This window comes from Paenibacillus sp. FSL H7-0442 (assembly GCF_038593105.1).
Taxonomy (GTDB): domain Bacteria; phylum Bacillota; class Bacilli; order Paenibacillales; family Paenibacillaceae; genus Paenibacillus; species Paenibacillus polymyxa_D.
Map to the genome: position 1 here is coordinate 3100879 of NZ_CP151963.1, position 13826 is coordinate 3114704.

At 44.7% G+C, this 13826-nt stretch carries 14 protein-coding genes and 1 riboswitch; of the genes, 3 read left to right on the forward strand and 11 right to left on the reverse strand.

Features of this window, described 5'->3' with window-relative positions; translation table 11 throughout:
* From MHH57_RS13410 to pdhA, 3 genes are all read right to left on the reverse strand, one after another.
* Complete coding sequence (locus MHH57_RS13410; protein ID WP_208332708.1) at positions 1-1614, reverse strand: 2-oxo acid dehydrogenase subunit E2; 1614 nt, start codon at positions 1612-1614, stop codon at positions 1-3.
* Positions 1615-1648: 34 nt separating this feature from the next.
* On the reverse strand, positions 1649-2629 hold the full coding sequence (locus tag MHH57_RS13415; protein ID WP_013310510.1) for an alpha-ketoacid dehydrogenase subunit beta: 981 nt from the start codon (positions 2627-2629) through the stop codon (positions 1649-1651).
* 100 nt (positions 2630-2729) lie between these two features.
* Positions 2730-3797, reverse strand: coding sequence for a pyruvate dehydrogenase (acetyl-transferring) E1 component subunit alpha (gene pdhA / locus MHH57_RS13420; RefSeq protein ID WP_029517443.1), 1068 nt, complete (start codon positions 3795-3797; stop codon positions 2730-2732).
* Between the two features lie 255 nt (positions 3798-4052).
* Between pdhA and MHH57_RS13425 the strand changes: the two genes are divergently transcribed.
* Positions 4053-4787 (forward strand): alpha/beta hydrolase-fold protein, encoded by a 735-nt coding sequence (locus MHH57_RS13425; protein WP_025724149.1) that lies wholly within the window; start codon positions 4053-4055, stop codon positions 4785-4787.
* 143 nt (positions 4788-4930) lie between these two features.
* On the opposite strand, the gene MHH57_RS13430 is transcribed toward MHH57_RS13425, so the two are convergent.
* The gene (locus MHH57_RS13430) at positions 4931-5395 is read right to left on the reverse strand and encodes a low molecular weight protein-tyrosine-phosphatase (RefSeq protein ID WP_029517442.1); all 465 of its coding nucleotides are present in this window, start codon (positions 5393-5395) and stop codon (positions 4931-4933) included.
* Between the two features lie 148 nt (positions 5396-5543).
* Here MHH57_RS13430 and MHH57_RS13435 point away from each other — a divergent pair, with 148 nt between their 5' ends.
* Together MHH57_RS13435 and MHH57_RS13440 are read left to right on the forward strand one after the other, a co-directional pair.
* Positions 5544-6185 (forward strand): thiamine diphosphokinase, encoded by a 642-nt coding sequence (locus MHH57_RS13435; RefSeq protein WP_341070909.1) that lies wholly within the window; start codon positions 5544-5546, stop codon positions 6183-6185.
* A 279-nt stretch (positions 6186-6464) separates the two neighbouring features.
* Positions 6465-6962 carry a C40 family peptidase gene (locus MHH57_RS13440; protein WP_069011717.1) on the forward strand — a complete coding sequence of 166 codons (498 nt, stop codon included), beginning with the start codon at positions 6465-6467 and terminating at the stop codon, positions 6960-6962.
* Between the two features lie 66 nt (positions 6963-7028).
* Here MHH57_RS13440 and MHH57_RS13445 read toward each other — a convergent pair whose 3' ends face one another.
* The 7 genes from MHH57_RS13445 to MHH57_RS13475 form a co-directional block, all read right to left on the reverse strand.
* A complete protein-coding gene (locus MHH57_RS13445; protein ID WP_341070910.1) occupies positions 7029-7721 on the reverse strand; it encodes a response regulator transcription factor in 693 nt (230 codons plus the stop codon).
* A gap of 142 nt (positions 7722-7863) precedes the next feature.
* The gene (locus tag MHH57_RS13450; RefSeq protein WP_342434204.1) at positions 7864-8925 is read right to left on the reverse strand and encodes a ThiF family adenylyltransferase; all 1062 of its coding nucleotides are present in this window, start codon (positions 8923-8925) and stop codon (positions 7864-7866) included.
* A complete protein-coding gene (locus tag MHH57_RS13455; RefSeq protein ID WP_341070912.1) occupies positions 8922-9689 on the reverse strand; it encodes a thiazole synthase in 768 nt (255 codons plus the stop codon). Before MHH57_RS13455 ends, MHH57_RS13450 begins: the two co-directional genes overlap by 4 nt.
* Before the next feature lie 2 nt (positions 9690-9691).
* The gene (gene thiS, locus MHH57_RS13460; protein WP_029517436.1) at positions 9692-9895 is read right to left on the reverse strand and encodes a sulfur carrier protein ThiS; all 204 of its coding nucleotides are present in this window, start codon (positions 9893-9895) and stop codon (positions 9692-9694) included.
* Positions 9892-11040: a glycine oxidase ThiO gene (gene thiO / locus MHH57_RS13465; RefSeq protein WP_341070913.1), complete on the reverse strand. Its 1149-nt coding sequence runs from the start codon at positions 11038-11040 to the stop codon at positions 9892-9894. The genes thiS and thiO overlap by 4 nt, the downstream gene beginning before the upstream one ends.
* 64 nt (positions 11041-11104) lie before the next feature.
* Positions 11105-11698, reverse strand: coding sequence for a thiamine phosphate synthase (locus MHH57_RS13470; RefSeq protein WP_029517434.1), 594 nt, complete (start codon positions 11696-11698; stop codon positions 11105-11107).
* 265 nt (positions 11699-11963) lie between these two features.
* Positions 11964-12072, reverse strand: a riboswitch (TPP riboswitch).
* A 94-nt stretch (positions 12073-12166) separates the two neighbouring features.
* Positions 12167-13720, reverse strand: a complete 1554-nt coding sequence (locus MHH57_RS13475; protein WP_029517433.1) for an ABC-F family ATP-binding cassette domain-containing protein — start codon at positions 13718-13720, stop codon at positions 12167-12169.
* Positions 13721-13826: the final 106 nt, after the last annotated feature.

Here is a 13826-nt window from a genome sequence, read left to right on the forward strand (position 1 = left end):
TTACACCTCCATAACAAGCAACTCAGGGTTAGCGAGCAGCTGTTTGATATAGTTCATGAAGTTTTGAGCAGTTGCACCGTCAATAATACGGTGGTCAAAGCTCAGAGAAAGAGCCATTACTGGAGCGGCAACAATTTCACCGTTTTTCACGACTGCTTTTTCACTGATGCGTCCAGTACCCAAAATCGCAACTTCAGGGAAGTTAATGATTGGAGTAAAGAACATACCGCCTGCGGAACCGATGTTAGTGATGGAGATTGTGCTTCCTCTCATCTCATTTGCTGCCAATTTTCCATCACGACCGCGCACAGCCAGATCACGAATGGAATCAGCAATCATCCAGATACTCTTACGATCAGCATCTTTGATAACAGGAACGATCAAACCGTTGTCTGTATCTGTAGCGATACCGATGTTGTAGTATTTTTTGTAGACAATTTCGTTTGCTTCTTCGTCGATTGAGGCATTCAGAGCCGGGAATTGACGGGAAGCAGCAACCAAAGCTTTTACGATGAATGGCAGGTATGTTACTTTTGTGCCTTTCTTCTCAGCAATTGGTTTGATACGAGTACGGAAAGCAACCAGTTCAGTTACATCTACTTCATCCATAATCGTAACGTGCGGAGCCGTATAAGCCGATTTAACCATAGCATTGGAAATAGCCTTGCGGATACCTTTAAATGGTACGCGCTCTTCCTCAGCACGTGGATCTGCTGCTGGTGCGGATGCTGCTGCAGCTTTCGCTTCTTTCTTAGCAGGCTCTTGTGCTTTTGCAGCTTCTTTCGCTACTGGTGCAGCCGCTTGGCCTCCACCATTTTTGAAAGCTTCTACATCTTCTTTGGTGATTTTACCATTTTTGCCGGAGCCACTCACTTGAGCGATGTTTACACCTTGCTCACGAGCAAATTTGCGGACGCTAGGTGTAGCTAGTACATCTTTGTTAGAAGCAACAGGAGTTGCAGCTGGTTTAGTGTTAGCTCCGCCTTGTGCAGCATCCTGTTCTTGTTTAGCAGCAGCTGGTGCTTCTTCTTGTTCAGGAAGTTCACCCTCTGCAGCGATTACAGCTACGACTTGACCTACGTTAAAGATGTCGCCGTCTTTGGCAAATACCTCTTGTACTGTGCCATTGACCGGACAAGGAACTTCAACTACAGCCTTATCGTTTTGTACTTCCATGATGATATCTTCATCGGTTACTTTGTCGCCGGCCTTGATGTGCATCTTGATGATTTCGCCCTCGTGAAGACCTTCACCCAGCTCTGGGAATTTATATTCAAATCTAGCTGTACCTGCAGCTCCGCTTTGTGCAGCAGCACTTGGCTCAGGGCTAGCAGCTGGTGCTTCTGGTGCATCTTCTTGTTCGGGAAGTTCACCTTCTGCATCAATTACAGCTACGACTTGACCTACGTTAAAGATGTCACCGTCTTTGGCAAATACTTCTTGTACTGTACCATTAACCGGACAAGGAACTTCAACTACAGCCTTATCGTTTTGTACTTCCATGATGATATCTTCATCGGTTACTTTGTCGCCGGGCTTAATGTGCATCTTGATGATTTCGCCTTCGTGAAGACCTTCACCTAGCTCCGGGAATTTATATTCAAATTTAGCCACGTTTAAAACCTCCCAAATTTACGGTGTGCTTTAATTAAAATTCCAATACTTTATTAACCGCATCAATGATACGTGTTGGCGTTGGCAACCAAGTATCTTCAATTTGAGCAAAAGGATAAACGGTATCCGGACCTGCTACACGCAGAACGGGTGCTTCCAGATGCAGGATTGCTTTTTCGTTAATTTGTGCAATAACTTCAGCAGCTACACCGGAGCTCTTTTGCGCTTCTTGAACAACGATGGCACGATTGGTTTTTTGAATAGAAGCAACAACGGTATCAATGTCAATCGGGCTAATGGTACGCAAATCAATGATTTCTACTTTGATACCTTTTGTTTTTTCCAGCTCATCCGCAGCTTTAATCGAAGTGTGTACCATCATACCGTAAGTAATGATCGTCACATCGGAACCTTCGCGAACTACATTAGCTTTGCCCAGTTCAACTGTGTAATCATTCTCAGGAACTTCAGCGCGGAATGCATGATACAAGTTCAAATGCTCCATGAAAAACACAGGATCGTTGTCGCGAATAGACGCAATCATGAGACCTTTTGCATCATAAGGGTTGGATGGAACAACAACCTTGATACCAGGTGTTTGAGCCAGCAGGCCCTCCAAGGAATCTGTATGCAGCTCGGCTGCCTTAACACCGCCACCAAAAGGTGTACGGAATACGATTGGAGAATTGTAACGTCCACCGGAACGGTAACGCATACGGGATGCTTGAATTGCCATTTGATCAAGCGCTTCAAAGATAAAGCCTACGAACTGGATTTCAGCTACAGGGCGGAAGCCTTGAATACCCAAACCGACAGCAAGACCCCCGATTGCGGATTCCGCCAGCGGAGTATCGAATACACGTTCTTCGCCAAATTCTTTTTGCAGACCTTCTGTAGCGCGGAATACGCCACCTACATGACCTACGTCTTCACCGAAAAGCAGGACGTTAGGGTCGCGTTTCAACTCTACGCGCAGTGCGTCACGAATCGCTTCTTTCATGTTCATTTGTGCCATTTGCTTCATTTCCTCCTTAAACATTGACAGATCAATTTCAGTTCAGGTCAATCGAAAAGCAGACCGGATCGGGTTACGGCCCGGTCTCTTTCAAGTTCAATTATTTAAAATCAGCTTTTTGTTCTTCCAAGTGCTTAGGCGTTGTTTCGAACATGCTATCGATCAGGCCAGGAATTGTCATTTTCTCTGTTTTCTCGGCTTTTTTGATCTCTTCGTTCACTTTTGCCTTAGCTTCTTCTTTTACGCGAGCTGTATCTTCTTCAGTCCAAAGGCCTTTTTTCTCAAGGTATTTCGCAAAGCGGGCAATTGGATCTTTCGCATTCCATTCGCCTTCTTCTTCTTTAGAACGATATTTTGTTGCATCATCAGAAAGGGAATGCGGACGGAAACGGTACGTTACGGCTTCAATCAAAGTAGCACCTTCACCATTACGTCCACGCTCTGCAGCTTCTTGAACGGCTTTAATAACTGCAAGCACGTCCATGCCGTCAATTTTCACGCCTTTAATACCAGCAGCTACTGCTTTATGAGCGATCGAAAGAGCAGCCGTTTGTTTTGAGAATGGAGTCGTGATCGCGTAACCATTGTTTTGCACAAAGAAAATAACTGGCAACTTGTATACACCAGCATAGTTCAGGCCTTCGTAGAAATCACCTTCGGAAGAACCGCCGTCACCTGTATATGTAATGGCGACTTGTTTTTGTTTTTTCAGCTTGTAACCCATAGCAATACCCATAGCATGCAAAATTTGCGCGCCAATGATGATTTGCGGCATCAGTACATTAACACCGTCCGGCACTTGGCCGCCGTGTTGATGACCACGGGAATACAAGAAAGCTTGGTATAATGGCAGGCCATGCCAAACGATTTGCGGAATATCGCGGTAGCCTGGAGCAATAAAGTCTTCTTTTTGGAGCGCATATTCGCTACCAACCATGGTTGCTTCTTGTCCGGATACCGGAGCATAGAAACCGAGACGCCCTTGACGGCCTAAGTTAACGGCACGATCATCCCAAGTACGTGTAAATACCATTCGATACATAATTTCTTTCAATTGATCATCTGTAAGTTTAGGCAACATATCTTTATTGATAATTTCACCATCCGGAGAAAGTACGGACAGCGCCTCAACTTCCTCTGTGTAAACTTCATAAGGAACCTTGCTCATTTTCTTCACCTCAACAAAAAAATTTGAATATCAAGTTCCGCTGTTATAGGATTATTATACACCTGTTATATCGCTCGCGTCAAAGATTTAGTTATTTTTTTTGAGTTTGTCACATTTTTGTGTGTGTAACAGGGTATATTTTTTACTGTAACAGCTTAGTACATGATTGAAATTTTAAACATCTATTGCAATCAGGGTAATCTTAACTTATTGTGATCCCGAATGCAAAATAATACCCAAGAAAGGTGACGAAAAATGACGGATTCTCGGTATTTAAAACGAACCATCCTTAAAGACGAAGTAGACAGCCGCTTTCTTGGCGAGACCAGAACTCTTCGGATTTATTTGCCGCCCGGCTATAATGAAATATTGAGCTACCCGGTCGTGTACTGTCAGGACGGAGAAGAATTTTTCAATTTTGGCCGCATTGCAACTCATGCCAACCGCCTCATTCTAGATGAGGGCGTCGAACCCTTCATTATTGTAGGTGTGGAAGTGAATACAAAAATTCGAACGCAGGAGTATGCTCCCTTTGGCAATCGTTTTGAGGCGTATACCGCCTGTTTTGCAGAAGAGATTATTCCCTATGTAGAGCAAAAGTATCCTATAAGAAAAGATGCAGCGTCCCGTATTTTGGCGGGGGATTCACTGGGAGGCAGTGTGTCTCTGCATTTGGCTTTGATGTATCCTCAGTTGTTCAACCGCATTATCAGCCTCTCAGGTGCTTACTATGAAGCTTCGCAGGAAATCATCGCCCGTGAGAAAGATCTGTCTCATTTGCGGGTGTGGATGACGGTTGGCCTTCAGGAAGATGCATTTGAGAGTGATACTGGCATTTACAACTTTGTAGAGCTTAACCGTCAATGCGCAGATTTGCTGCGCGAACGGAACGCTGAAGTTTCTTACCGTGAAAAGGATGGCAAACATTTGTGGGGCTTTTGGCAAAACGAGTTGCCTGACGCGCTAATGTATTTTTTGGATCGCGCCTGAGTAAATTCTCCAAGGTAACTAAAAGGGAATGGAGCATTTGACCTACTAGGTTATAAAGCTCCTTCTTCTTTTTCATGATTTGGTTGCGCTTTCACAAATGTATAACGAAAAACGGCAATGATTGCCGTCATCTGTCGTTCACATTATAGCTTTTCTTCTACGATCTTGTCCAGCAAGGCGTCGCAACCTGCGTCCATTAATCGATAGGTCTCTTCAAAATTCCCTGTAAAATATGGGTCGGGTACTTCTCTTAATTTTTCTTGAGGGAGCAAATCCATAAATTTTAGAATATCTGCCTCCGCTCCACCTGCAATCTTTCGCATGTTTCGTTCATTAGAGTCATCCATGCACACAATATAATCAAACGCGTCAAAATCACGGCCCGTTATTTGCCGCGCCTGTATGCCTTGTTCGCTGATTCCATGCAGTTTAAGTTGCTTTAGTGTTCCCTCATGCGGAGGATTTCCGATGTGCCAGTCGCCTGTCCCGGCCGAGTCCACCCCGATTTCTGCACCCAATCCCCGTTCCTGCGCTTTATGTCTCAGTATTGCCTCCCCCATCGGAGAGCGGCAAATATTGCCCAAACACACAAACAAAACGTTAATCATTTCGTTCTCCTTCCTATTACACGTTACACTTCCTTTTTTCTGTTTCATTGTAGCCATGTCCTCCAAAATTGTGCAAGCCATATTTAACGCGGTATACTTAAAAACGATGGTATATATAGGATAGTATCAGAAAGAAAGGATGTTGATTATGACAAAAAAACGAGCGATTGTATTTTCAGGTGGTCGTCTTAATGAAGAAGATTTACATCAAATACAGCCCGATGATTTTATTATAGGTGCAGATAAAGGTGCTCTTTTCCTGATCGAGCACGGTATTACACCACATATCTCTGTAGGAGATTTTGATTCAATCACACCAGAGGAAAAAGAAAAGGTAGAATCAGCAAGCCAACGTATGATTGCGTGCGATCCAGTACTTAAAGACTTAACAGATACTGAGCTTGCTTTAGAAATCGCTATGGACGAACAGGCAGATCATGTACTGATGCTTGGTGTGACTGGTACCCGGATGGACCACACATTGGCTAATGTTCAAATATTGGTACGCGCAATGCAGCATCATATTAGCTGCGCTATTATGGACGCACATAATTATATTGAGCTCACCGGATCAACGCTTGAGATCCAGCCTATGGGCTATACATATACATCCCTGCTTCCTATGACCTCCGAAGTAACAGGCATACAACTGGAAGGATTTATGTATCCGCTGCATAATGCCACCCTCAAAATGGGACAATCGCGTGCTGTCAGTAATAAGCTAACGGCTTCAAAAGGTACGATTTCCATCAAAAGCGGTCTACTACTCGTTATTCAAAGCAAGGATTAATTATGACATTGTTGTAACCATTGTATAAATTGTTTTTCACCCAAAACCCTTGATGAACAAGGGTTTTTCCGTTTATAGAGATTTATGAATCGATATATTTTTTACAAATTGTAATTTTTAATGGTTTTTTAATAATCACTGTGTAAGTCTTGTCCCTCAAGCATTTGAGCGTTCTTTTCCAACTATTAGGCGGCTTCAAAACTGTTATACTCAACGCTGTCAGTTAGTTAGCAACTCAGCAAAATATTGCACAAATCAATTTTTGGAGGTACTTACAACATGAATATGCAGAAAATCATAAAAAAGGTAATTATAGCAGGGGTCGCAGCCACGATCGGCTTTGGTACTTTTGCAATTGAGGGAACAAATACGGCACAAGCCGCCACTACGACTTCAGTAGGCCAAAAAGTAATTAACTACGGTGAAAAATATATGGGAACTCCTTATAAGTTTGGAGCTTCCACAAGCACTACACGTAATTTTGACTGTTCTTCTTTCATGAAGCACATATTCAAGAAATACGGAGTAAATTTGCCGCGTACTTCTGTTCAACAGTCTAAAGTTGGACATGCCGTATCCAAGTCCAATTTGAAAAAAGGCGACTTAGTTTTCTTTTCAAGCGGTAGTCGTGCTACAGGACGCAACATTACCCACGTAGCAGTCTATATGGGCGGGGGTAAAATTTTGCACACTTACGGCGGACCTGGCGTGACCATCTCCGATTTGAACTCTGGCAACTGGAAAAGAACATACATTAAAGCACGCCGCGTGCTGTAGTATGAAACTCATTTTGAAATATGCGAGCCGGGACGAAAAGTTCCGGTTTTTTTTATATGCCCAATACTATTCTGATACGGTTGGTGTTCTGAGTGAATAACCAATACCTCGTTCCGTACGGATCATTTTAAACTTATACCCCTTATCTACTTTAACCCTCAAATGTCTGATATAGACGTCTACAACGTTCGTATCAACGATATAATCATGTTTCCAAACATCCTTCAGAATTTGCTGTCTGCTACAAACTTGGTTAAGATGTATCGCCAGATGAAGCAAAAGATCGAATTCTTTCGGAGTTAATTCCAGCTTTTGTCCCGCTCTGCTCACCATTCTGCTTGCATTGTCTATATGTATATCACCCGCCTCGATCGCCCTTTTCACATCACGTTCAATACCAAAAATTCGCAATAAATTAGCCACTCTAGCCTGAAAAACCCTAGGATAAAAGGGCAGAACGATCACATCATGTGCTCCTTGTTCAAAACAGGAAACAATATGGTCTTCCTCATCTGATGAAGTCATTGCTAATAGCGGGACATGAGGATGGTATTGCTGCCATGTGCGAAGCAAGCCTTGCGAAACCGTCTGTTCTTCTTCTATATTGAGCAGTAACAAATCCACAGGATTATGGGCTACATAAGAGCTTGCATCCGTCGTATTGCTAACATGTACCACCTGATAACCTGCCTGCTCCAATGGACGAACAATTACGGGAGACGCTTCATTTACATTCACAAGCAAAATTAACGGGCTCATCTTTTCACCCACCTGGTTTGGACATAGCATTACATATTGGATACGAACAAGTTTGTGTTATAATCCATTAAAGCATATTAATATTATTGTAACAAAAAAGCAGAAAATCATTCTCCAAAGAATGGCTTTCTGCTTTTATGGTTTAACCCAAATAGCGATGATACAGACTTCTTGCTTTTGCCACGTCCTTTGTCCCATGGATCAGCGCTCTGCCATCTGCAAAAACAACCAAGCGATGCTCGCTTGTACTAAAGGAAACCAAAAACGGATTTCGCTCTACTTCCCCCTCTCCCAAAGAAGCAAATCTATCTGCCGTTTCTGCAAGATTCAGATGTATCGGGTTTGCTGGTCTAATTTGAACGGTATCCCTGCCGCACAAAACATCTGTTTTCTGCCGATGAGAGGCCGACAAATATGGATACGTCGGTTGGCTACCGCAAGAAGGACAGTTCTCCTTTTTAACGCTATTTACTGCTATCGCTACATACTCATTTTTCCACAAATCAAACGAAAGTAGCTTTCCTCTCAAATCTTCCGGATATCCGCCAAGAAGTTTGAAGGCTTCCGTAGTTTGGTTAGCCGTTACCATCTGTACAGCCTGCGGAATAATCCCGGCGGTATCACAGGTTTCCCCACCAAACGGTACAGTTCCCAGCAGACAGTGAAGACAAGGCGTTTGACCCGGTAAAATGGTGTAGGTTACACCATAACTGCCCACACATCCCCCATAAATCCATGGAATCCCATGCTTGAGTGCCATGTCGTTCATAAGAAGTCGGGTATCGAAATTATCGGTTGCATCCATTATGAGATCTACCCCTTGAATCAACTCTTCCAGTTCTTCCACCCCAACATCCAGTACATGCGCATGTATAACCGTTTCCGAATTAATATCCTTTAATCTTCGCTGAGCAGCTACTGCTTTGGGACATCTTTGCGCAGCATCACTTTCCTGAAAAAGCTGCTGACGCTGCAAATTGCTCCATTCCACGTAATCCCGATCTACGAGGCTCACCGTACCTACACCCCCGCGAACGAGCGTTTCCGCAATACCTGTACCTAACGCTCCGGTACCTATGATTAGTACGTGAGAGGAAGCAAGCCGGCGTTGTCCTGTCGGTCCAAAGGGCGCGAATCTTTCCTGTCTGGAATAACGATCACTTGGATGTGTTCCTCCTGCACCGGATTTGTCAGTTACCTTCATGCCTGAACCATACCTTCTGTCGGACTGCTTGCTGAAGCGTAACGCTTTACAGGAATCATGCCCGCCTCAAAACCATATCTTCCAGCACGAACAGCCAGTTTCATGGCCTCGGCCATTTTTACCGGGTCCTTCGCTCCTGATACGGCTGTATTCAACAAAACAGCATCTGCCCCTAACTGCATCGCTATTGCCGCGTCACCGGGTGAGCGAATACCCGCATCGACAATAACCGGAACCTCCGCCTGTTCAATAATTAGACCTAATGAAAACGGATTAAGCAAACCATGTCCTGTACCAATCGGTGAAGCTCCAGGCATAACGGCATGTACCCCAAGCTCTTGTAGCCTCTTTGCTAGAATCACATCGTCCGATATGTAGGGCAGCACGATAAAGCCTTCTTCTAACAGCTTTTCACTAGCTTTCAACGTTTCAAATGGGTCCGGCAGCAGTGTCTTGCTATCCCCAATGACTTCCACCTTAATCATATCGCACAGGCCGGAGGCTTTTGCCAATTTGGCAATACGAATCGCCTCCTCTGCTGTTGTAGCCCCTGCTGTGTTGGGAAGAAGTGTATACCGGCTCAAATCCAGCATATCGAGAAAATGCTGCTTATCCCGTTCCTCCAAGTTCAATCTCCGTACAGCAAACGTCAATATTTCCGTCTCAGCAGCCTCTACGGCTTGGGATTGGATATCTAGATCAGAGAATTTTCCTGTTCCCAACAACAACCTCGAGGTAAAAGATGCTTTTCCAATGGTTAACATAATCAACCGCCTCCCACAAAATGTACAATCTCTAGGCAATCTCCATCTTTCAGTACCGCTTCATCATGATCTTCACGGGTCAATATATGCCGATTCAGCTCCACCACTACGGTTTTCACCTTTACATCAAGCTCATGTAGCAATTGATTCACATGAGTGATTCGATTAGAAAAGGTCAGGCTCTGGCCGTTAATCGTCAGCTTCATAAGCTTTTCTCCTTGAGGAGCTCAGAAGAAAAACTACTTATCCCAAATTCTGCTGCACAAGCCCCATTAAGCATAGCTGCCATCGCACGCCCGGTAGCATCACTCAGCAGGACACCGTTGCGATAATGCCCGACTGCAGCATATACGCCCTCGACCCCAGGAACAATGCCTATAAAAGGATGACCTGATACAGCCTGCGGACGTAAGCCCGCCCAAGCGCGTATAAAAGAAGCTTCACGGACGCGCGGCAGCCAGGCAGAGGCACGTGCCAGCAACCCCTCCAAGCCTCCTACGGTCACCTCTTCGTCATATTGATGTGGAAGGCTCGTTGCCCCAATCCAAAGCTCGTTATTCTGTTTAGGCACGAGGTAAATATCATCAGCATAAATGGTATATTCTAACGGGTGATCCTTCAAGGAGACCGCTACCGCTTCGCCCTTGACCGGATAAAGTGGATATTCAAACCCAACCTGCGCTAGCAATTTCATGCTATCCAAGCCTCCGGCAATAATGACCTGATCGCAGGAAAAAAAGCCACTATCTGTTCGGACACCGCAAACTCGACCATCCTGTATGACCAGTTGCTCTGCCTGTGTACCAGACCATACCGTTGCTCCCAGCACCGCAGCAGCACCTGCATAAGCACGGCAAAGCTGGACAGGAGCCACTTGTGTCTCCTTTGAACGATATATTGCCCCGATCGCTTGTTCATCCAAACCTGGAATTCGTCGGGCCAATTCTTTCGCATCCCACCAGATAGGACAATCACCCTCTCGCGTTTTAGCAGCTTTCCAGCGTTTTTGGCCTTCAGTCTCCGTACGGAAAGGGGTCACAAACCCTTCAGTACGGAATTCCACCGAAATACCTGACAAACGCTCTAGATCACAGACAAGCTCAGGGAATGCATCTCGACTTATGCGAGCAAATCGTGATAGCTCAGAGTCGGTGAACTCTTCACTTTCCGCTGCCAGCATTCCAACCGCTGCTCCTGAGGCTCCCTCACCCGGGATCAATCGTTCCAGCATAATCGTACTTCTTCCCTCCTTGGCCACATGATAAGCAATGGAACTGCCGATGACACCTCCACCTATGACCAAGCATTCAGCGTGTCCAATCACTCTTTCCTCTGTGTGTATCTTTAGCATTTGTTCCGTATCTCCTCTCCATAAACCCTTCTGCTTTCAGCTTGCCTCTACTCTCGTTTTCTCGCTACAGGCTGTGAACTACAAGGTCTGCCATTCGCCTATACTCCATTGCAGCTGCAACGGGCGACTCAGCCTCCCATATACCAGACATCACCGCAATTCCGCTTGCTCCGGCCCTATAAAGCTCCGGGATATGATGCGGTTGTATGCCGCCTAGCGCAATCACCGGAATGTTTGACAGTCTGCAAATATGTTCAAGCTGAGCTAAACCCCGCGGTACAATACCGGGCTTACAATGGGTCTCATATACGTGACCATAAAGTACATAGTCCGCTCCTGCCCGCTCAGCAATTTGCATCTCCTCCAAGGAATGTACAGACACTCCACAGCGTGTACCCTTTGGAAGTAGGCTTTTCACATCCACAACAGGTAATCCATTAGCTGGTAATTGAACGGCTCCGACCAAAGTAAGTAAAGCTACATCCACACGATCATTTACTACAATTTGTTGCAAAGGAACTTCCTGCTCCACCAGGCTGCGAGTCAAAGAAAGCAATGCAGAGGCACCATTCTGTTTTAAACGTGCGTGTACATAATGAACATACGGACAAATCACAGCAGCCACTTGGGCGGCTTGTGCAAAAGTGCCCTTTTCCATCGAAATTGCGTGTAATTCGATTTTGTCTTCACCTCACATTGGACTAAAGGATCTAAGCTTAGCCAGCCACGTCTACCAGCAGGAATGAAAGGGGATTATATGTGAATCGTCTACGGAAGCTCGAACTACTTAAAATGAACGAAACGCAAAAAAACCACTTCCCCAAGGAAGTGGTTTAACGAACGTCCAATAATCGAACGGACCATGATATCCGTATACGTGTATCGTCCCACGCACAAACAAAAATAAAGATGGTGTTGCCTTGTTTGTACGGCGCTCACTTCCCTACGCTGGCATAACCCAGATCAGGTGCAAAGGGTCCGAAATCCATTTATTCCGTCTCAGCCGCATGGGCGGCTCCCCTAGTGTGACTATTTTATTGTATAAGCTAAAGATAGCTTAGCATATTTTTCTAATTCTGCAAACCCCACTTCGTGTGAAATTTGCTGGAACTGGATTTAGCTGATTTTAGTTAACTTTACTTGACCACTCTTCCACATTCCACGTTTTGGTTACCCAATCCTCGTAAAAGTCCGGTTCGTGAGATACAAGCAATACGGTCCCTTTGTATTCCTTCAAAGCACGTTTCAGCTCATCCTTTGCTTTAACATCCAAGTGGTTGGTAGGCTCATCGAACAGTACCCAGTTGCTTTCACGCATTAACAGTTTGCAAAGACGGACTTTAGCCTGTTCTCCACCACTGAGCGCAGATAGCGGACGCGTGATATGCTCATTTTTCAAACCGCAACGCGCCAAATGCGCTCGTACTTCATGCTGGTTCAAATGCGGAAATTCATTCCACACATCGTCAATCGGTGTAATTTTCTCGGCCTTTACTTCCTGCTCAAAATAAGCGGGCTGCAAAAAATCACCTTGATAGGTTTTTCCACTGATTGGCGGAATTTTTCCCAATATGGTTTTGAGCAATGTCGATTTACCGACACCATTGTAGCCGACAATTGCAATCTTTTCGCCACGTTCAATCGTCATGGACATTTTAGGCAAAAGGGCATGTGTATAACCAATCTCAAAATCAATACCCTCAAATACCGTCTTTCCGCTTGCACGTGCCTCTTTGAATTGAAAGGTTGGTTTTGCGGCTTCTTCAGGCTTATCAATACGTTCGATCCGATCAAGCTGCTTTTCACGGCTCTTTGCTCGGCCTGATGTAGAGGCACGCGCTTTATTACGCTGAATAAAATCTTCCTGTTTCTTAATAAAATCCTGTTGCTTCTCATAAGCATCAATATGCTGGGCTTTGTTCAGATCCGCCATTTCGAGAAACTTTTCATAATTAGCTGAATAACGGGTCATCTTGGCAAATTCAAGATGGTAAATAACATTAACGACCTGGTTCATAAATTCAGTATCATGTGAAATAAGAATAAAAGCATAAGGATAATCCTTCAAATAGCGCGTAAGCCATTCAATATGCTCTACATCCAAATAGTTGGTAGGTTCATCCAGCAACAGGACGTTCGGCTTTTCCAACAGCAACTTAGCAAGAAGAACCTTTGTCCGTTGCCCGCCGCTAAGTGCGGATACATCCCGATCCAGTCCTATGGCCGACAGACCTAGTCCATTCGCCATCTCTTCAACCTTTACATCAATGAGGTAAAAATCCCCCATATCCAGTTGCTCCTGAATTTCCCCCATCTGTTCCAGCAACACTTCCAACTCATCAGGAGAAGCATCCCCCATTTTGTCAGTAATCTGCATCATTTCCTTTTCCAATTCCAACAAAGGAAGAAAAGCATCCTTCAATACATCACGTACCGTTTTGCCCGGTGTCAGCTTGGTATGCTGATCCAGATAGCCGTAACGCACACGTGGAGTCCATTCCACTTTACCCTCATCCTTAAGCAATTTTCCAGTGAGAATGTTCATGAGTGTCGATTTACCAACACCGTTAGCTCCTACCAAACCTACACGTTCCCCCGCAAGCAATCGAAAGGAAACATTTTTAAATAATGCGCGGTCCCCAAAGTTGTGGGATACATTTTCTACAGTCAATAAACTCATAAGCTGTTTTTGGCTCCTTATTGTCATCGGCATTGCCGACTGTTCTTATTTCATATGCATTTCGTTTCTCTCAAAGCTTTATTGTAGCACATTCTGCAACCATATC

Excerpts from the sequence above, each read along its gene's own strand:
- MHH57_RS13415 (WP_013310510.1), bottom strand. The coding sequence starts at position 2,629 with ATGGCACAAATGAACATGAAAGAAGCGATTCGTGACGCACTGCGCGTA.
- pdhA (WP_029517443.1), bottom strand. The coding sequence starts at position 3,797 with ATGAGCAAGGTTCCTTATGAAGTTTACACAGAGGAAGTTGAGGCGCTG.
- MHH57_RS13425 (WP_025724149.1), top strand. The coding sequence starts at position 4,053 with ATGACGGATTCTCGGTATTTAAAACGAACCATCCTTAAAGACGAAGTA.
- MHH57_RS13430 (WP_029517442.1), bottom strand. The coding sequence starts at position 5,395 with ATGATTAACGTTTTGTTTGTGTGTTTGGGCAATATTTGCCGCTCTCCG.
- MHH57_RS13435 (WP_341070909.1), top strand. The coding sequence starts at position 5,544 with ATGACAAAAAAACGAGCGATTGTATTTTCAGGTGGTCGTCTTAATGAA.
- MHH57_RS13440 (WP_069011717.1), top strand. The coding sequence starts at position 6,465 with ATGAATATGCAGAAAATCATAAAAAAGGTAATTATAGCAGGGGTCGCA.
- MHH57_RS13445 (WP_341070910.1), bottom strand. The coding sequence starts at position 7,721 with ATGAGCCCGTTAATTTTGCTTGTGAATGTAAATGAAGCGTCTCCCGTA.
- MHH57_RS13450 (WP_342434204.1), bottom strand. The coding sequence starts at position 8,925 with ATGAAGGTAACTGACAAATCCGGTGCAGGAGGAACACATCCAAGTGAT.
- MHH57_RS13455 (WP_341070912.1), bottom strand. The coding sequence starts at position 9,689 with ATGTTAACCATTGGAAAAGCATCTTTTACCTCGAGGTTGTTGTTGGGA.
- thiS (WP_029517436.1), bottom strand. The coding sequence starts at position 9,895 with ATGAAGCTGACGATTAACGGCCAGAGCCTGACCTTTTCTAATCGAATC.
- thiO (WP_341070913.1), bottom strand. The coding sequence starts at position 11,040 with ATGCTAAAGATACACACAGAGGAAAGAGTGATTGGACACGCTGAATGC.
- MHH57_RS13470 (WP_029517434.1), bottom strand. The coding sequence starts at position 11,698 with ATGGAAAAGGGCACTTTTGCACAAGCCGCCCAAGTGGCTGCTGTGATT.
- MHH57_RS13475 (WP_029517433.1), bottom strand. The coding sequence starts at position 13,720 with ATGAGTTTATTGACTGTAGAAAATGTATCCCACAACTTTGGGGACCGC.